Source organism: Streptomyces sp. AC558_RSS880 (genome assembly GCF_019049255.1).
Lineage (GTDB): Bacteria > Actinomycetota > Actinomycetes > Streptomycetales > Streptomycetaceae > Streptomyces.
This window is the reverse complement of record NZ_JAGMUJ010000040.1, coordinates 241,460-258,128: the sequence shown is the minus strand read 5'-3', so window position 1 is coordinate 258,128 and position 16,669 is coordinate 241,460. Positions and strand designations below refer to the sequence as shown.

The window sequence follows — 16,669 nt, the reverse complement described above, 5'->3', positions numbered from 1 at the left end:
GCCAGGCCGAGGCCGACCGCGAACGCCGGGCCCGCGTCATCAACGCCGACGCCGAACTCCAGGCGTCCAGGAAACTCGCCGAGGCCGCCCAGGAGATGGAGGAGACTCCCTCCGCCCTCCAACTGCGCCTGCTGCAGACCATCGTGGCCGTCGCCGCCGAGAAGAACTCCACCCTCGTCCTGCCCTTCCCGGTCGAACTCCTCCGCTTCCTCGAACGGGCCCAGCAACCCGCGCCGACGGCCGCGCGGCAACCTTCACGGCCGGTACCGGAACCGGTGCGGGAGCAACGTCAGCCCGCCGCGCCGCTCATGGATCCGGACCGTGAGGGGTCGAATTCAAGCCAAGATCGACTTCCGCGTACCGTACCGCCGGTTACTCCCTCGTAGCGTTTGCGGTGTGAACCGTCCTGCGTGTCCATGCCCTGTCAGGACATAGGGGGCGCGCGGTCGTTGTCGTACGCGCGTCCTGAAGTCGACCTTGTGTGCTCCCCGCGGGGTTCGGAAGAGTAGGCGCCGTTCGACCGGCACGGGCGTGGCTTCTCTTGTGTTCTGCCCCCGTGACCGTACGCCTTCCGGTCCGGCCAGGTCCCCACAACCTCCCGGGCCGACCCCCCACAGGAGGACGCGAGTTGAAGCACCGACGCATATCCAGGCGACGTGCGGTCGTGGCGGGTGCGGGCATCGCCGCACTGGCCGCCGGCGCGGTCACCTTCCAGACTGCGAACGCCAGCGAGACCCCGGCGGACTCCGCGCCCCGGACCCTCTCGATCGGAGCGGCCGGAAAGCTCGCCTCGACGCTCGCCCAGGACCTGGGCGCCGACGCGGCGGGAACGTACTACGACGCGAAGAGCAAGGCCCTCGTGGTGAACGTGCTCGACGAGGCCGCCGCCGAGACCGTCGAGTCGGCCGGCGCCAGGGCGAGAGTCGTGGCGAACTCCCTCGCCGAGCTGAAGAGCGCGCGCACCACCCTCGAGCAGGACGCCGCCGTCCCGGGCACCGCCTGGGTGACCGACCCGACCACCAACAAGGTCGTCGTCACCGCGGACCGCACGGTCTCCGAGGCCGAGTGGGCCAAGCTGACGAAGGTCGTCGACTCCCTCGGAGCCAAGGCCGAACTCCGGCGCACCAAGGGCGAGTACAAGCCCTTCATCGCGGGCGGCGACGCCATCACGGGCAACGGCGGGCGCTGCTCGCTCGGCTTCAACGTGGTCAAGGGCGGCGAGCCGCACTTCCTCACCGCCGGGCACTGCACCGAGGGGATCTCCACCTGGTCGGACTCCTCGGGCACCGTGATCGGCGAGAACGCGGCGTCCAGCTTCCCGGGCGACGACTACGGCCTGGTCAAGTACACCGCCGACGTCGCCCACCCGAGCGAGGTGAACCTCTACGACGGCTCCACGCAGGCGATCTCCGGCGCCGCCGAGGCCACCGTCGGCATGCGGGTCACCCGCAGCGGATCCACGACCCAGGTGCACTCCGGCACGGTCACCGGTCTGGACGCCACCGTGAACTACGGCAACGGCGACATCGTCAACGGTCTCATCCAGACCGACGTGTGCGCCGAGCCCGGCGACAGCGGCGGCTCGCTCTTCTCGGGCAGCAGCGCGGTCGGCCTCACCTCCGGCGGCAGTGGCGACTGCACGTCGGGCGGTACGACCTTCTTCCAGCCGGTGACGGAGGCCCTCTCGGCGACCGGCACCCAGATCGGCTGAACCCCACCTCGTACGACGGCCCGCCCCTCCGTGTGGAGGGGCGGGCCGTCGTACGAGACGGAACTCAGTCGGTCCACGGCGGCACGACGCGCGTGCCGTCGGCCAGGGTCGCCTCCAGGCCGTGGGACGTGGTGACCCAGGAGACGGCGGTCTCGGCGGCCGGGTTCTCGACGGCGAGGGTCGCGCCGGGATGGATGATCACCGTGTCGCCGGCGGTGACGCGGTGGGTGGCGCCGTCGAGGGCGATCAGCAGTTCGCCGGCGAGCAGGTGGAAGATCTCCTCCCGGCTGACGGTGTGCGCGGGCGCCCGGGTCCCGGCGGGAATCTCGCCCCGCCAGGCGCACAGCTCCTTGCTGCCGGTCGACGGGGTGGCGTGGGCGACGAAGCGGGTGCCGTGCATCTCGTGGACGACGGCATCGGACGGGCGGACGACGGGCACGACGGTCTCCTCAAGTAGTCAAGCAGCTTGTCTATATGGTCAAGCTTCTTGACTGTTTCGTCAAGGTGCTTGAATCTCCCCGTGCAGAACTCCGAAGCCGTCATCCTGTCCGCCGCCCTGCTCGCCGCCGCCGGCGAGCTCACTCGGCGCATCCACGACGGGGTGGTCGCCCGCGGTTTCGAGGGGGTGCGGCCCGCGCACGGTTTCGCCTTCACCCGGCTCGCCCCGGACGGCGCGACGGTCACCGACCTCGCGGTCCACCTCGGGGTGACCAAGCAGGCCGCGAGTCAGCTCGTCGACGAGCTGGTGCGCAAGGGGTACGTCGAGCGGCGCCCGCACCCCGAGGACGCGCGGGCCAGGCTCGTCGTGCTGACCGAGGCGGGGTGGGCCTGCACCCGGGCGGCCGATGAGGCGGCGGCGGAGGCCGTACGGGCCTGGGGCGAGACGCTGGGGGAGGCGGAGGTGCGCGAGCTGGCGCGAAAGCTGCTGCGCATCGCGCCCGGGGGGCCGATTCGTCCCGTGTGGTGACGTCCGGTCGGCGGAGGCCGGGGCTGCCGTACGGCGAGGCCGCCTGCGCCCTCGGCCCGGCCCGCACCGAGCCCGCCACCCGCGCCTCCGTGTGCGACCGACACGTGTCCACGCGGACGCGCGCACCGGGGCCCTGTCCGGCCTGAGCCGCCGGACAGGGCCCCGAACCGGGCTCAGCGGCCGTGCCGCCCGGTCGCCGTGCGCCGCCGCGCGGAGGCGAACAGCGCCGCCGAGCCGAGCGCCAGCGCCGCGGCGCCGCCGACCATCAGGTACGGGGTGTTGCCGTCGCCGCCGGTCTCCGCGAGGTTCTGCGACGATCCCGCCGCCTTCGGCTGGTTGGCGGTGGTGCCGTCGTCGGCGGCCTCCGGGGCGGTGTCGTCGTCCGCCGCGGCCGGCTCCGCCGAGGTGTGGGGGTCGTCGTCGCCGTGCCCGTGGTTCTCGACGGTCGACTTGTCGGCACCGTCCTCGATCTGCTCCTCGGACGGGGCGGAGGCGGTCGGCGCCGGGGCGGCGGCCTCCTTCGGGGTGTCACCCGAGTCGGCGGCCGCACCGTCGCCGGCCCCGTTCCCACCCGCCTGGGATCTGCCGCCGAACGTGACGTCCGAGCAGGAGTAGAACGCCTCCGGGCTGTCCGACCGCTGCCACACCGCGTACAGCAGCTGCGTGCCGGAGCGCTCGGGGAGGGTGCCGGTGAAGGTGTAGAAGCCGCCCGAGGCGGCCGGGTCGGTGGAGGTCGCCACCGGGTTCGCCAGGTCCAGGTCGTCCCAGGCCAGCGGCTGCGACGGGTCGTAGCCCGGCTTGGTGATGTACACCTTGAAGGTCCCCTTGTGCGGGGCGGTCACGCGGTACTTGAAGGTGTGCGAACCGCTGCTCACGCTCGTCGCCGGCCAGTCGGCGCGGGCCAGGTCGAGCCCCTTGAACGCCTCGTTGCCGGCGCTGCACAGCTTGCCGTCGGGGATGAGCTCCTGGTGGCGTCCGCCGGCGTCGCCGATGCGGATGCCGTTCCAGTCGTACAGCGCCTGGGTGCCGCCGGCCGCGACCGCCGCCCGGCACGCCGCCGACTTCGGGCTCTCCGGGCCCTCGGCGTAGCACTGGGAGACCCGGCTGACCGGGTCGCCCATGGAACCGTGCGCGGACGCCGGTGCGGCGGACAGCCCGGTCAGGGCGAGCGGAACGAGACCGACGGCGGTGGCGACAGCGGCCTTGCGGCGTGCGGGCATGGGGCAGCAACTCCTCGACAGCGATCACTGGATCGGGGTGGGGGTGAATCCCGTGGGGTGGCTCAGAAACTAGCCCCCCGAACCGGTGAAATCGGCTGCCGAAGGCCCTGGGGAGAGATCCTTATGGCCGCGTTAAGGGAGTGCTCAGGCTGGGATCAGGTAGGTGCCCGGATCAGGCGGGTGCCCGGACGGTCAGCCGTCGGGCCACCAGGTGCGGGCGATGTCCTTGCGGACCTCGGGTCGTCCCGCGGGGCGCTCGTCGGCCTCCTCGCGGGCCCGGTGGGCGTCCGTCTTCCTCGGGGGCTTCTGCACGGTGACACGGCGCATGGCTGCCTCCTTCAGGGTCCACCGGGTTCCGCGTTCTCACGGAGGTAGACCTTTCGGGGGAGAGTTCCTCATCGGTCCTGTTCTGTCTGTGGCCGCTGTCACGAATCGATTGTCAGTGGCGGGTGTCACTCTGGGGCCATGACGATCCACGACGGTGACGGGACGCGCACGCACGGTGTCGACCGGGACGGGGCGGCCGCCGCGTTCGACGAGGAACCGGACCACGGGCTGCGCGACCCGGAGGTGCGCGCGGCCTGGACGGCCCGGCTGCGGGCCTGGCTGCCGGAGCGGCCGGGACGTGGACGACGAGCGGTACGCGGTGGTCGCTGTCCCGGACTGATCCGGCGCCCTCAGACGAGCAGCGCGCCGAATCCGCCCTCGCGGGCCCGGGTGTCCAGTTCGTCGAGGGCGGCCACCGCGGCGGCGGCCGCCTCGGGATCCGTGGTGAGGAGACCGCTCGCCGCGAACTCGTCCTCGTCCAGCCGCCGTACGTCCGCGCCGTCCGCGGAGACCCACAGGTCCAGGTCGAGGTCCTCGACGACCAGTCGGCCACCGGAGAGCTCGGCCGGCCGGGTGATGTCGCAGTAGTGGCCCTTGAGGGTGCCGTCGGCGGTACGGACCTCCTTCACCGAGTACCACCGGTCGCGCCAGTAGTGCTCCGTGAAGACGTCACCGGGCTCGAAGCGGACGAAGCCGAAGTCGCGCACGCCGTCACCCGCCCAGGGGGCGCGCACGGTGACGCGGGTGCCGTCGTCGGCGAGCAGCTCGGCCGGATAGCGGATCTTCATGCGTCCCGCCTTGACGAGGACGACCTCCACCCGCGTCGGCCCGTCAGCCCAGTGCGCGGACATACCGCACCTCCGTCCCGCAGATCTCGTACCCGAACCACTGGTTGATCGCGATCATCGGCCCGTTCCCGGTGTCGTTGCCCGTGAACGCCTCCGTGTACCCGGCCGCGCGGGCGCGATGCAGGGAGTCGTTCTTGGCGAGCTTGGCCAGCCCCCGGCCCCGGTGGGCGCGGGCGGTGCCGGTCATGACCGTGCCGTACCGGGTGCCGCCGTCCGTGCGGGCCGCGGAGAACGCGGCGGGACGGCCGTCGACCACCGCCACCGTGGTCAGCCCGGGGCTGAACAGGGGGTGCCGCCAGGTCTCCTCCAGCCAGGCCTCGTAGTCCGTGAACTCGGTGTCCACGTCGCTGGGTTCGTCCGCCGTGGTCTCCGCGTCCAGCTCGAACAGCGGGCGCGGGTCACCGGCGAAGTCCGAGCCCGGGCGCAGCTCCACGCCCGGCGGCGGATCCTGGAGCGGGGGGAGGGCGCCGTTCGCCAGGTCCAGGCGGAGGAAGTGGGCGGAGCGGCTCGCCCGGTAGCCGTGCGCCTCGGCGAAGGCGCGGTTGCCCGGCCGGTCCACCACCCAGGCGAACAGCCTGGTCGCCCCGTGCGCGGCCAGGTGCTCCTCGGCGGCGCGCACGAGCAGCGTCCCGGCGCCCCGGCGGGTGTGCTCGGGGTGCACGTACACGTTGATGTTGCCCTGGCCCGGCTCGGAGCTCTCGTGGGTCAGATGCACCTGCGCCGTGCCGATCACCTCGCCGTCGGCCACGGCGACCAGGGGACGGTAGTGGGCGTCGGGGTGGAGACGGGTGAGGTCGTGGGCCAGGGACTCCGGGGTGACGAGGATGAACGGCAGCGCGGCGTGCCGGACGCGGGCGAAGCCCTCGAGGTCGGCGCGGGCGTCGGGGCGAAGATCGCGGACGATCACTGTCATGGGGACGCACGCTACGGGGGACGCGCCCGGGGCGCCTCCTGTTTTCCGCCGGGGTGCGCGACAATCGGGCCGTGACCTTGAAGATCCGGATCGACGACGGCGCGCCCCCGTACGAGCAGGTACGGGCGCAGATCTCCGAGCAGGCACGGTCGGGAGCGCTGCCCGTGGGGTACCGGCTGCCGACGGTGCGCGGGCTGGCCGAGACGCTCGGGCTCGCCGCGAACACGGTGGCCAAGGCGTACCGGGCGCTGGAGGCGGACGGGGTGATCGAGACGCGGGGGCGCAACGGGACGCTGATCGCCGCCGCGGGGGCGGCGGCGGAGCGGGAGCTGGCCTCCGCGGCGCAGGATTATGCCGCCAGGGCGCGGCGGCTGGGACTCGGTGAGGAGGAGGCACTGGCTGCCGTGCGGGACGCGCTGCGTGCGGCTTACGGGGCCTGAGCGCCGGTTCCCTGCGGGGCTTGCCGGGTGAGCGCCGTGGCGGCGGGGGTCTGACGCCGGGTGCAGGTTCGTTGTGGCTGGTCGCGCCCGCGCGGCGGAGCCGCAAGTCGGCACGGCCCCGCGCCCCTGGGGGGGTGCTGCCACCCCCTGTTTACAGGTACAGGCCCGCGTCCGCGTCGCCCCGTGGTTCCGGGAGGGACGTGGGGGAGGTACCCCGGCGCAGGGCGTACAGCTCGGCCAGGGTCACGCCCTCGCGGCCGACGCCCTCCTCGGTGCCGAGCCAGCTCACCGCCTCCGCGCGGGTCAGCCGGCCCACCTCGATCCGGGCCAGACAGCGGCCGGGGCGGACCACGGCCGGGTGCAGGCGCTCCAGGTCCTCGTTGGTGGTGACCCCCACCAGGACGTTGCGGCCCTGACCGAGCAGACCGTCCGTCAGGTTCAGCAGCCGGGACAGCGCCTGCCCGGCGGTGTGCTTGGCCTCGCCCCGGATCAGCTCGTCGCAGTCCTCCAGGAGCAGCAGCCGCCAGCGGCCCTTGCCCGTCGCGTCCTCCTCGCCGATCGCGATGTCCATCAGATAGCCGACGTCACTGAACAACCGCTCGGGGTCCAGCACGCAGTCCACCTGGCACCAGTCCCGCCAGGACCGGGCCAGCGTGCGCAGCGCGGAGGTCTTGCCGGTGCCCGGCGGGCCGTGCAGCAGGAGCAGCCGGCCCGAGATGTCCTCGGGGGTGGTCTTCATCAGGCGGTCCATCGCCTCCGCCACCGGCGCCGTGTAGTTGGGCCGGATCTCCTCCCAGGTGCCCGCGGAGATCTGCCGGGTGGTGCGGTGCGGGCCGCGCCGCGGGGAGACGTACCAGAAGCCCATGGTGACGTTCTCCGGCTGCGGTTCGGGCTCGTCCGCCGCGCCGTCGGTGGCCTCGTCCAGGATCTTCGCGGCGAGGTCGGCGCTGGTCGCGGTGACCGTGACGTCGGCGCCCCGGTTCCAGCGGGAGACCAGCAGGGTCCAGCCCTCGCCCTCGGCCAGGGTGGCGCTGCGGTCGTCGTCCCTGGCGATCCGCAGCACCCGCGCGTCCGCGGGCAGCAGGGTCGCGCCGGAGCGTACGCGGTCGATGTTGACGGCGTGCGAGTACGGCTGCTCGCCCGTCGCGAAGCGGCCGAGGAACAGCGCGTCGACGACATCGGACGGGGAGTCGCTGTCGTCGACGTTGAGCCGGATCGGCAGTGCGTCGTGCGGGTGCGAGGACATGCCGCCATGATCGGTCACACGGGCGCCGCGTGCACCCGGTTTCCGGGGCGCACGCGGCACACGGCCGTAGCCGGCCGCCCGCTTTCAGTCCGGCGGCCGGCGGATCAGCCCTCGTGCCCGCCGGGCCCGGCGCACCACCGCGTACCCCTTGGTCAGCGCGCGGTCCCGGGCGAAGGTCCGCGCGACGGCCCGCCCTTCCACCAGCCGTTCGAACTCGGCGGTGTCCGTCGAGCGCCGCACCGTGACGCGCCGCAGGGCGTACGGACCCTGGGAGCGGCGGGCGAGGCCGTTGCCGACGGCGAGGGCCTGGGCGTACCCGGTCTCCCGCACCGCCCGGCGCACCCGGCGGCTGGAGTAGCCGTAGGGGTACGCGAACGAGGCGGGTGCGGAGCCCAGCTGGTCCGAGACGATCTCCTTGCACAGGATCAGCTCGGAGCGCAGCCGGCCCTCGTCGAGCTGGTCGAGCTGCGGATGGCTGTGGCTGTGCCCGCCGATCTCGACGCCCGCGCCGGCCAGTTCGCGCACCTGGTCCCAGTCGAGCATGGTGTCCAGGCCGCCGCCGGTGTCGTACGGCCCCCTCAGCCAGCCCGTGGAGACGAACAGGGTGGCCGGGAACCCGTGCTTGGCGAGCACGGGCAGCGCGTGCCGGTGCACGCCCTCGTAGCCGTCGTCGAACGTGACGAGGACCGGCCGGGCGGGCAGCGGGCGGCCCGAGCGCCAGTGCGCGGCCAGTTCGGCCGTGGTGACGGGGGTGAGGCCCCGGTCCGCGATCACCGCCATCTGCTCGGCGAACGCCTCCGGGGTCACGGACAGGGCGCGGGTCGCCTCGTTGGGGTCGGCCGCGACCGCGTGGTACATGAGGACCGGCACGCGTACGTCAGTCACGGCGGGCCTCCTCGATGCCCACCACGGAGAACGTGACCCCGCCCCGCCGGGCGCGCACGCTCCCCACCAGGTAGCCGCCGGCCGCGGTGAGCACCCCGGCCACGATCGCCCCCGCGCGCCCCGCGCCGCCCGGGCGGGCCAGCAGGGCGTCGCGCAGTCCCCGCACCACCCCGGCCGGCAGGACGCGCGTGGTGTACCGGCGTTCGGACTCCAGCCCCTTCTCCACGCCCACGCTGCGGGCCACCAGCGCCTTGGACAGCCCCTCGGCGTAGGTGCGCGTACGGAAGTAGCGGAAGTGCTCCCGGACTTCGGGCACCCGGTGGTGGATCACCGCGCGGTCGTCGATCAGCAGGACCGCGTCGGGCCGGGCGCGGCTGAGGCGGATGCACAGCTCCGTCTCCTCCCCGCCCAGTGGACGCTTGTTCCCGTCGCGTCCGATGCCGGTGGCGAAGCCGCCCGCCGCGGCGAAGGCCTCGCGCCGGAAGGAGGCGTTGCCGCCGAGCACGTTGCGCACCCGTACCCGCCCGCGCGGCAGGCCCCGGTAGGTGCAGCCCACCACCCAGTCGAACTCCTCGGGGAACCAGTCGGGCCGCCGGCCCGACGCCCAGAGGGGTTCGGTGCGCCCGCCGACCGCCATCACGCGCGGATCGTCGTACGCCTCGGCGAAGTGCTTCAGCCAGTCGCGTTCGGCCACGGCGTCGTCGTCGAGGAAGGCGACGACGTCGCCGCGCGAGGCGGCGATTCCGGTGTTGCGGCCGGCGGACAGGCCGCGGGGGCCCGCGTTGGCGAGCACCCGCACGTCGTCGGCCTCCTCGTACTCCTTGCCCAGACGGTCCAGGAGGTCCTGGTTGTGGTCGACGACCAGCAGGGTCTCCAGGGCCGGCCGTGACTGCGCCCGTACCGAGGCGACCGCCGCGAGGACGTCCTCCCAGCGGTCCTCGGTGTAGGCGCAGATCACGACCGAGACGCCCGGGGTGCCGGGATCGCTCAAGACACCTTCCCCCGGCCCGTGTCGAGCAGCGGCGAGGGGTGCGGACGCCGGCGCAGCGCACGCCGGTTGGAACGCTCCCCGAGGATGACTCTCAGCACGCGCAGCCCGTCGCGCACGGCCCGCAGATTGCTCGTGCCGTGGATGCGCAGGTACTCGTGGCTGGGTATCTCCTGCACCTTGAGGCCGGCCTTGACGACCCGGATGTTCATCAGGGTCTCGACCTCGAAGCCGGTGCAGTCGAGGTCGATCTTGTCGAGGCAGTGCCGCCAGAAGGCGTTGTAGCCGTAGCAGAGGTCGGTGTACCGCGCGCCGAACTTGCGGTTGACGGCGGCGCACAGCACCCGGTTGCCCAGCATGCGGATGAACGTCATGTCGTCGGTGCCGCCGCCGTTGGCGAAGCGGGACCCCTTGGCGAAGTCCGCGCCGGAGACCAGCGCGGAGACGTAGCTGACGATCTCGTTGCCGTCCGCCGAGCCGTCCGCGTCGACCATCACGATGATGTCGCCGGTGCAGGCCTCGAACCCGGAGCGCAGCGCGTCTCCCTTTCCCTTGCCGCGCTGCCCGACGACCTTGACGCCGGGCCACAGTTCGCGGGCCACCTCGACGGTGTCGTCGGTGGAGTTGCCGTCGACCAGGACCACTTCGTGGATCCAGTCGGGAAGCGTCTTGAAGACGTACGGCAGGTTCTCCGCCTCGTTCATGGCCGGTATCACCACGCTCACCGGCGGCGCTATGGCCAGGTGAGAGGAGACGGGCCGGTACGTGCGGGCGACCGGCGGATCCTGGTCCTCGGTCGCCGGCTGCAGAACGGAACTCATGAGTCTGGTCCCTCTCGTCCGGTGGACCGCCCGCCCCTCGGGCGGCCCGGCTGTTCGTCCGGTTCGAAAGGGGGGTTGCTCTCACCTCACGGCACGACGGACGGAACCGACGTGCACGCCGGGTGAGCTGGCAAATCTGGTCGGCCGCGGAAAAGCCGGCCGACCGCGCGGCACGGCCCGGTCACCGTTGCGGTCACCGGGCACGGCACCCCCCTACCGCGCCCCGCGTCGGTTCGTCCCGGTCCTGAGCCCTCCCCTGGAACCGCTTGCTGACGGACCGCCGCGAGTGAGATGTATGACGGTATTGACGATTGAGCCCGAATGGCAAGACCTGGAACGCCCGCTCACGTTTTCGTCGGTTTGGCCGTTACGTAAGTCTCTTGCCGGGATGTGTGTGTCCGCATGGCCGACTTTTCCCCCCGAAGCGTCGGATGACGGGCTTCAATGTGGCGCACACCGTAGGGGGCGTCAAGGGCCGAAAGTCCGCCCGACCGGATTTCGTCCAGGAATGAACAGCAACAGTTTTGGCATGAACACTTCCGGTCAACACGCGTAGTTGGTACCACGGTTGCGGCAGAGATCCTGCTAAAGGGAGGTTCCATGAGACGTTCCCGAATTGTCCTCTTCCTCGGCTCACTCCTCCTCGCCGTCACCACCGCCCTCACCGGGGCCGCGACGGCCCAAGCGTCCCAACAGGCCGCGGCCGGCGGTTATGTGGCCCTCGGCGACTCCTACGCCTCCGGCGTCGGAGCCGGCAGCTACACCTCCGACAGCGGCGACTGCAAGCGCAGCACGAAGGCCCATCCCTACCTCTGGGCGGCCGCCAACTCACCCTCGTCCTTCCACTTCACGGCCTGCTCGGGCGCCCGAACGGGTGATGTTCTCTCCGGGCAGCTCGGCCCGCTCTCCACCTCGACCGGCCTGGTCTCGATCAGCGTCGGCGGCAACGATGCCGGTTTCGCCGACGTCATGACGACCTGTGTGCTCCAGTCCGACAGCTCCTGCCTCTCGCGCATCGCCACCGCGAGGGCGTACGTCGACTCGACACTCCCCGGCAGGCTCGACAGCGTCTACTCGGCGATCCGCGACCGGGCCCCCAACGCCCGTGTCGTGGTGCTCGGCTACCCCCGCTTCTACCGGCTCGGCACCTCCTGCGTCGGTCTCTCCGAGACCAAGCGGAAGGCGATCAACGACGCCGCCGACTATCTCGACAACGCCATCGCCCGGCGCGCCGGCGCCCACGGCTTCACCTTCGGCGACGTACGCACCACCTTCACCGGCCACGAGATCTGCTCCGGCAGCTCCTGGCTGCACAGCGTGGACTGGTTCAACATCGGCAACTCGTACCACCCGACGGCCGCCGGACAGTCCGGCGGCTATCTGCCGGTGCTCGACGCCGCGGCCTGACCGTCAGTACCCGTCGTCCGAACCGGAAGGAGAAGCGGAGGCCCCGCCCGACGGGGTCTCCGGCTCACACGCCACCGAGAACGGCACCGTCTCGGACGTCGTCCGCACCGGCTCCCGGACCTCCACGCCGATCCCGCTCTCGAACACCCCGGTCTCCGAGTACGTCGTCACGACCACCGTGTCGTGCTTCGTACGCCCGCCTCCCTCGGGGAACGACAGCTTCCGCCAGCCCGGATCGTCCACCGAGCCGTCCTCGGCCACCCAGCGGTAGGAGACCTCGGCCGGCAACCGCCCCACCGTGAACGTCGCCGTGAACGCGGGCGCCTCCTCGTGCGCCGGCGGACAGCTCCCGGAGTACTCCGTGTGCGCGCCGGTCACCGTCACCGACACCGTCTGCGGCGGGGGAGTGGACTTCTCCTCCTCCTTCTCCTCGCTCGCGGTGGGGGACGGCGCCGGACCGTCCGTCTTCGGCGTCCCGCCGCCGCCCCCGTCGTCACCGGTCCGCGCGGGCGAACTCGCCCGACCCCCGGTGCCCTTGGCGCCGGGTTCGCCGTCCCCGCCGTCCAGCAGCGCGTACGCCAGCCCGGCCAGCGCCAGGGCCAGGGCGACCACGCCCGCCACCAGGGCGACCGCGGCCCGCCGGTCACGCCCGGGCCGGGTGACCCCGGTGGTCGCCGCCGGCGCTCCCGCGGCCGGCGCCGGGGGAGCGGGCGAGTACGTCCGCGGGTACGGCTGCGGCAGCGCGGCCACCGTCGGGGCGTACGGCACCGAACGCGCCGTGTCCGCGCGGGGAGCGCCCCCCGCCCCGACGAGCCGCAGCTCCTGCTGTGCCCGCTCCGCCGACAGCCGCTCGGCCGGATCCTTGCGCAACAGCCCCTCGACGACCGGGGCGAGCGGACCGGCCCGGCGCGGCGGCGGCAGCTCCTCGTCGACGATCGCCCGCAGGGTGCTCAGCGGGGTGTCCTGGCGGAAGGGCGAGTGGCCCTCGACCGCCGCGTACAGCAGCACACCGAGCGACCACAGGTCCGACTCGGGCCCCGGCGTGCGCCCCAGCGCCCGCTCCGGCGCGAGGAACTCGGGCGAACCGACGACCTCCCCGGTCATGGTCAGCGCCGAGCTGCCCTCGACCATGGCGATCCCGAAGTCGGTGAGCACGATCCGCCCGTCGTTCGCGATCAGCACGTTGGCCGGTTTCACGTCCCGGTGCAGCACCCCCGCCCCGTGCGCGGCCCGCAGCGCGGCGAGCACCTCCGCACCGATGTGCGCGGCCCGCCGCGGAGACAGCGGCCCCTCCGCGTCCAGCACCTCGGCCAGCGACAGACCGCGCACCAGCTCCATGACGATCCACGGACGGCCGTCCTCCATCGCCACGTCGTACACCGTCACCACATTCCGGTCGGCGATCCGGGCCGCCGCCCACGCCTCCCGCTCCAGCCGGGCGTACATCCGCTCCACGTCGGACGCCGGCAGCCCGGCCGGGGCGCGCACCTCCTTGACGGCGACCTCGCGGTGCAGCACCTCGTCGCGGGCCCGCCACACGGTCCCCATGCCGCCCTCGCCCAGCGGTGACAGCAGCCGGTACCGGCCCGCGACCACCCGCTCACCGCCCGGTTCCTCGGACACGGCGCCCCCCTTCGCGTCCGGACGAATTCGCCCTTTCCTTGTGAAAGTAGCTCAGCCGAGTGCGGATGCCGCCCCCCTGAACACCAATCCGGCGCCCAGGGCCACGACGACGAACGCCGACCCCAGGGGCGCGCTCCGGCGCACGAGGGCCGCCCACGGGGCCGTCGTCCAGCGGGGGCGCCGGGCCAGCAGCCCGGCCACACCGCTGCCCGCCTTCACGACCGCGTACCCGGCCGCGGTGAGCGTCAGGGCCAGCCCGGCGCCGTACGCGACGACGAGCAGCAGCCCGAACCAGGCCCGGCCGAGCGCGGCGGCGCCGACCAGCACCACGACGGCGGACGGACTGGGCACCAGCCCGCCGGCGAAACCGAGCAGGATCGTGCCGCGCAGGGTGGGGGCGGTGGGATGGGTGTGGGTGCGACCGCCGTGGGTGTGCGTGTGTCCCCGCGGGTGCGGGTGACCGTGCTCAGGAGGGTGTGCGTGGCCGTGCTCGTGGTGGTGCGGGTGACCGTGCGCGTGTTCGTGGTGGTGCGTGTGGTTCCGGTTGCGCAGGGCCCGGCGTACGAGGCTCGCGCCGGCCAGGGTGACCAGTGCGCCGCTCACGATGCCCAGCCAGGCGATCACCGAGGGCGCGGCGGCCGAACCGGCCGTGACCAGCAGGCCCAGGGCGACCACGCCGAGCGTGTGGGTGACGGTGACCGAGGCGGCCATGGGCAGGACGTCCCTGAGCCGGGCCCCGCCTCCGCGCGCCGCCGCCGTCGCGGCCATGAGCGTCTTGCCGTGACCGGGGGCGAGCGCGTGCGCCGCGCCGAGCCCGACGGCGACCAGCAGCGCGAGCGCGGCGAAACCCGCGGTCGGGTCGTGCCGGGCGACGAGGTCGTCGAGCGCGCGGGTCCAGCGGTCGGCACCGCGCGGGAGTACGGCGGAGGCGGGCGCCTCGGCCTCCTCCGCCGCCAGGGCCGGACCGCCCGGACGGACGCGCAGGGTCGCGGTCCTGGTGTCGGCCGGGGACGAGAGCAGTTCCTCCGGATACCGGGTCAGTGTGCCGGACGGCGAGGCCGTCGGCACGTCCGAGGCGGTGAGCGTCGTACGGTCGCCCCGCGCGGTGATCTCCCGCCAGCCCGGCCCGGACGACGCGCCCGCCCCGCGGAAGCGGAGGCCGACCGTTTCGCCCTCGGGGAGGGGCGCGGTCAGCCGGCACTCCACGCGCAGGGTGTCGAGCCCGGCCTGACCGGGCCGCACGCGCACGCGGGCGGTGCCCGCGGTGAGCGGGACCGCCCGCCCGTCGACGCGCACCTCGCTGTCCCGCGCGGCCGTGGCACAGCGCTGCCGGGCCCAGGCGTCCCAGCCCAGCCGCTCGAGGTCCGGCCCCGCCTGGGCGGCCGGGATCTCGGCGAGGTCCTCGACGTGGTGGACGCGGAGTTCACCGGGCGCGGCCACCAGCCCGTCGTAGCGGTTGACGGTGAAGTTGCCGAGCGGGTGCGCGCTCGCCGTCGTGGCCGGGACCAGCGCGAGCGCGCTGGCGGCGGTGAGGACGGCGGCACCGGCGGCGACGCGGCGGCGGAGGTTCAACGCGCCCCCTCCAGTTCCTTCAGCGCGGCCCGGGCCGCACGGGCGCCGAGCGGGGAGAAGCCGGGGTTCAGCTCCAGCGCGGCGGTGAGGGAGCCGCGGGCGGCGCGGTCGTGCCCGGTGGCCTTCTCGATCATGCCCCGGTGGTAGAGGAAGGCGGCGCTGCGGTAGCCGGTGGCCGTGGCGCGGCGGGCGTACGGAAGGGCCTCCTCGTCGCGGCCGTTGACGTGCAGGGCCCAGGCGAGGGCGTCCGCGGTGTGCACACTGTGCCGCCGGTCCCACTCCGCACGGGCCGCGCGCAGCGCCTCACCGGTGTCCCCGTGATCGGCGGCGGCGAGCGCGGTGTCCAGGTCGGCCTCGACCCCGCCGGCCCGGGCCAGCGCGGTCCAGGCGTCGACGAGGGCGTACTGGTCGCGTGCCCTCGCGCGGTCGCCGTCGGCGCCGCGGTCCTCGTACAGCTCGCCGAGCGCGACCAGGGGGCCGGGCAGCGGGGAGCGGGCGACGACCTGCTCCAGCGTCTTCACGGCGCCCGCGCGGTCACCGCTCGCGGCCTGTGCGCGGGCCCGGCCCTCCAGGGCGGGGAGGTGGCCGTCGTCGGCGGCGAGCGCCCGCGCGTAGTGCGCGAGAGCCGTCCCGTACTCGCCCCGGTTCCAGGCGAGCTGTCCCAGCGCGGTCGCGACGTACGCCACGTCCGCGGGCGAGGACGCGCTGTCCAGGGCCCGCCGCAGCACCTCCCGCGCGGTGCGCCCGTCGCCGCGCAGCTCCCGTACGTACGCGTACCGCGTGAACACGGGCACCCCCGGCCGCCTGCGGTCGGCGGTGGTGGCGGCCCCGGCGGCCTCCTCGTACCGGCCGAGCTCGACCAGCGCGTCGATACGGGAGCACAGGGCGCGTTCGCTGTAGGGGTTCTGCTCCAGCGCCCGGTCGGCGTAGGCCAGGGCGCCGGTGAAGTCGTGCCGCGCGGCGGCGAGGGCGGCCTGCCCGGCGAGGGCCTGCTCGTTGCCGGGTTCGAGCGCGAGGGAACGCTCGAGCGCCCGCTCGGCCTGCGGATAGCGCGAGGGGTCCCCCTGGGTCCGCGCCTGCTCGACATAGGCGGTCCCGAGGGTGGCCCAGCCGCCGAAGTCCCGTGGCTGTGCCCGCAGATGGGCCTGCAGCGACCGGATTCCGGCGCCGAGCTCGCCCCCGGCGAGCACCCCGGCGACGACCGCCGGCGCGGCACCGGCCGCCCCGGCCCGCCCCTCGTCCCCTCCCTCCCCCACCGCGACGGCCCCGGCGGTCAGCGCGACGGCCAGCAGCCCGGCGCACACCGTGCGACGCGCCCCGCGCGACCGCCGCACGGCAGCGGGGAACCACCGTGGCGCGCCGACCCGCTGCCCCGTGCCGACCCGCTGCCCCGTGCCGACCCGCTGCCCCGCGCCGTCCGGACCGGCCGCTCCGGGACCCCGACCGTCGCTGCCGGCGTGCGGGGCGGCCGGTGGCACGCGTGGCACGCCCCGTCGGTCCGTCTTCCGGGGCGGCCGCCCCTGGGCCCCCGTCCGGGCACGTCCCTCGTCCGGGCCGCGGTGATGTGCCGCCTCGTCCCGTGTCCTGTCGTGGCGGGGCTCCGCCGGTGCGGGCGGTTCGGTGCCGCGCCCGCCGTCCGGAGGGCTGTCGTTCGTACGCGCAGGCATGGCCTTGCTCCTCGGTCGTTCGCCGGGTGGTGCG

Annotated in this window: 16 protein-coding genes and 2 pseudogenes; 6 read left to right on the top strand and 12 right to left on the bottom strand. The window is 73.9% G+C overall.

The annotated features are described in order from the left end of the window. A pseudogene (locus tag KUM38_RS41925) lies at nucleotides 1-386 on the top strand (slipin family protein); the annotation flags it as partial. Nucleotides 387-628: 242 nt separating this feature from the next. Then, nucleotides 629-1,711 (top strand): S1 family peptidase, encoded by a 1,083-nt coding sequence (locus KUM38_RS18005; RefSeq protein WP_217130396.1) that lies wholly within the window; start codon nucleotides 629-631, stop codon nucleotides 1,709-1,711. A gap of 64 nt (nucleotides 1,712-1,775) precedes the next feature. On the opposite strand, the gene KUM38_RS18000 is transcribed toward KUM38_RS18005, so the two are convergent. After that, complete coding sequence (locus tag KUM38_RS18000; protein ID WP_217130395.1) at nucleotides 1,776-2,150, bottom strand: cupin domain-containing protein; 375 nt, start codon at nucleotides 2,148-2,150, stop codon at nucleotides 1,776-1,778. Between the two features lie 81 nt (nucleotides 2,151-2,231). Here KUM38_RS18000 and KUM38_RS17995 point away from each other — a divergent pair, with 81 nt between their 5' ends. After that, the gene (locus KUM38_RS17995; protein WP_217130394.1) at nucleotides 2,232-2,678 is read left to right on the top strand and encodes a MarR family winged helix-turn-helix transcriptional regulator; all 447 of its coding nucleotides are present in this window, start codon (nucleotides 2,232-2,234) and stop codon (nucleotides 2,676-2,678) included. A gap of 173 nt (nucleotides 2,679-2,851) precedes the next feature. Here KUM38_RS17995 and KUM38_RS17990 read toward each other — a convergent pair whose 3' ends face one another. Both KUM38_RS17990 and KUM38_RS42930 read right to left on the bottom strand, forming a co-directional pair. Further along, complete coding sequence (locus KUM38_RS17990; protein WP_217130393.1) at nucleotides 2,852-3,898, bottom strand: lytic polysaccharide monooxygenase; 1,047 nt, start codon at nucleotides 3,896-3,898, stop codon at nucleotides 2,852-2,854. A gap of 192 nt (nucleotides 3,899-4,090) precedes the next feature. Next, entirely contained in the window at nucleotides 4,091-4,225 is a 135-nt protein-coding gene (locus tag KUM38_RS42930) for a hypothetical protein (RefSeq protein WP_302181231.1), read from the bottom strand. Between the two features lie 138 nt (nucleotides 4,226-4,363). Here KUM38_RS42930 and KUM38_RS41920 point away from each other — a divergent pair. Beyond that, nucleotides 4,364-4,520: pseudogene (locus KUM38_RS41920) on the top strand (SAM-dependent methyltransferase); the annotation flags it as partial. 55 nt (nucleotides 4,521-4,575) lie between these two features. On the opposite strand, the gene KUM38_RS17985 reads toward KUM38_RS41920, so the two are convergent. Together KUM38_RS17985 and KUM38_RS17980 are read right to left on the bottom strand one after the other, a co-directional pair. Continuing rightward, nucleotides 4,576-5,076 carry a DUF402 domain-containing protein gene (locus tag KUM38_RS17985; RefSeq protein ID WP_217130392.1) on the bottom strand — a complete coding sequence of 167 codons (501 nt, stop codon included), beginning with the start codon at nucleotides 5,074-5,076 and terminating at the stop codon, nucleotides 4,576-4,578. Beyond that, nucleotides 5,057-5,986 carry a GNAT family N-acetyltransferase gene (locus KUM38_RS17980; protein WP_217130391.1) on the bottom strand — a complete coding sequence of 310 codons (930 nt, stop codon included), beginning with the start codon at nucleotides 5,984-5,986 and terminating at the stop codon, nucleotides 5,057-5,059. The genes KUM38_RS17985 and KUM38_RS17980 overlap by 20 nt, the downstream gene beginning before the upstream one ends. A gap of 71 nt (nucleotides 5,987-6,057) precedes the next feature. Here KUM38_RS17980 and KUM38_RS17975 point away from each other — a divergent pair, with 71 nt between their 5' ends. Next, complete coding sequence (locus KUM38_RS17975; RefSeq protein ID WP_217130390.1) at nucleotides 6,058-6,426, top strand: GntR family transcriptional regulator; 369 nt, start codon at nucleotides 6,058-6,060, stop codon at nucleotides 6,424-6,426. 151 nt (nucleotides 6,427-6,577) lie between these two features. On the opposite strand, the gene KUM38_RS17970 is transcribed toward KUM38_RS17975, so the two are convergent. From KUM38_RS17970 to KUM38_RS17955, 4 genes are all read right to left on the bottom strand, one after another. Beyond that, nucleotides 6,578-7,672: a DUF5925 domain-containing protein gene (locus tag KUM38_RS17970; RefSeq protein WP_217130389.1), complete on the bottom strand. Its 1,095-nt coding sequence runs from the start codon at nucleotides 7,670-7,672 to the stop codon at nucleotides 6,578-6,580. 84 nt (nucleotides 7,673-7,756) lie between these two features. Next, the gene (locus tag KUM38_RS17965; RefSeq protein WP_217130388.1) at nucleotides 7,757-8,557 is read right to left on the bottom strand and encodes a polysaccharide deacetylase family protein; all 801 of its coding nucleotides are present in this window, start codon (nucleotides 8,555-8,557) and stop codon (nucleotides 7,757-7,759) included. Beyond that, on the bottom strand, nucleotides 8,550-9,548 hold the full coding sequence (locus KUM38_RS17960; protein ID WP_217130387.1) for a glycosyltransferase family 2 protein: 999 nt from the start codon (nucleotides 9,546-9,548) through the stop codon (nucleotides 8,550-8,552). The genes KUM38_RS17965 and KUM38_RS17960 overlap by 8 nt, the downstream gene beginning before the upstream one ends. After that, complete coding sequence (locus KUM38_RS17955) at nucleotides 9,545-10,366, bottom strand: glycosyltransferase family 2 protein (protein ID WP_217130386.1); 822 nt, start codon at nucleotides 10,364-10,366, stop codon at nucleotides 9,545-9,547. Before KUM38_RS17955 ends, KUM38_RS17960 begins: the two co-directional genes overlap by 4 nt. Before the next feature lie 600 nt (nucleotides 10,367-10,966). Here KUM38_RS17955 and KUM38_RS17950 point away from each other — a divergent pair. After that, nucleotides 10,967-11,773, top strand: coding sequence for an SGNH/GDSL hydrolase family protein (locus KUM38_RS17950; RefSeq protein WP_217130385.1), 807 nt, complete (start codon nucleotides 10,967-10,969; stop codon nucleotides 11,771-11,773). A gap of 3 nt (nucleotides 11,774-11,776) precedes the next feature. Here the strand turns inward: KUM38_RS17950 and KUM38_RS17945 are convergent, their stop codons facing one another. From KUM38_RS17945 to KUM38_RS17935, 3 genes are all read right to left on the bottom strand, one after another. Then, entirely contained in the window at nucleotides 11,777-13,369 is a 1,593-nt protein-coding gene (locus KUM38_RS17945; RefSeq protein ID WP_217130459.1) for a serine/threonine-protein kinase, read from the bottom strand. Between the two features lie 78 nt (nucleotides 13,370-13,447). Next, nucleotides 13,448-14,968 carry a nickel transporter gene (locus KUM38_RS17940; protein ID WP_217130384.1) on the bottom strand — a complete coding sequence of 507 codons (1,521 nt, stop codon included), beginning with the start codon at nucleotides 14,966-14,968 and terminating at the stop codon, nucleotides 13,448-13,450. Continuing rightward, nucleotides 14,965-16,635, bottom strand: a complete 1,671-nt coding sequence (locus KUM38_RS17935; RefSeq protein ID WP_217130383.1) for a lipopolysaccharide assembly protein LapB — start codon at nucleotides 16,633-16,635, stop codon at nucleotides 14,965-14,967. Before KUM38_RS17935 ends, KUM38_RS17940 begins: the two co-directional genes overlap by 4 nt. Between the last annotated feature and the right edge of the window lie 34 nt (nucleotides 16,636-16,669).

Coding starts and splice junctions, on each gene's coding strand:
- KUM38_RS17990 (WP_217130393.1), bottom strand. CDS start 3,898: ATGCCCGCACGCCGCAAGGCCGCTGTCGCCACCGCCGTCGGTCTCGTT.
- KUM38_RS42930 (WP_302181231.1), bottom strand. CDS start 4,225: ATGCGCCGTGTCACCGTGCAGAAGCCCCCGAGGAAGACGGACGCCCAC.
- KUM38_RS17985 (WP_217130392.1), bottom strand. CDS start 5,076: ATGTCCGCGCACTGGGCTGACGGGCCGACGCGGGTGGAGGTCGTCCTC.
- KUM38_RS17980 (WP_217130391.1), bottom strand. CDS start 5,986: ATGACAGTGATCGTCCGCGATCTTCGCCCCGACGCCCGCGCCGACCTC.
- KUM38_RS17970 (WP_217130389.1), bottom strand. CDS start 7,672: ATGTCCTCGCACCCGCACGACGCACTGCCGATCCGGCTCAACGTCGAC.
- KUM38_RS17955 (WP_217130386.1), bottom strand. CDS start 10,366: ATGAGTTCCGTTCTGCAGCCGGCGACCGAGGACCAGGATCCGCCGGTC.
- KUM38_RS17950 (WP_217130385.1), top strand. CDS start 10,967: ATGAGACGTTCCCGAATTGTCCTCTTCCTCGGCTCACTCCTCCTCGCC.
- KUM38_RS17935 (WP_217130383.1), bottom strand. CDS start 16,635: ATGCCTGCGCGTACGAACGACAGCCCTCCGGACGGCGGGCGCGGCACC.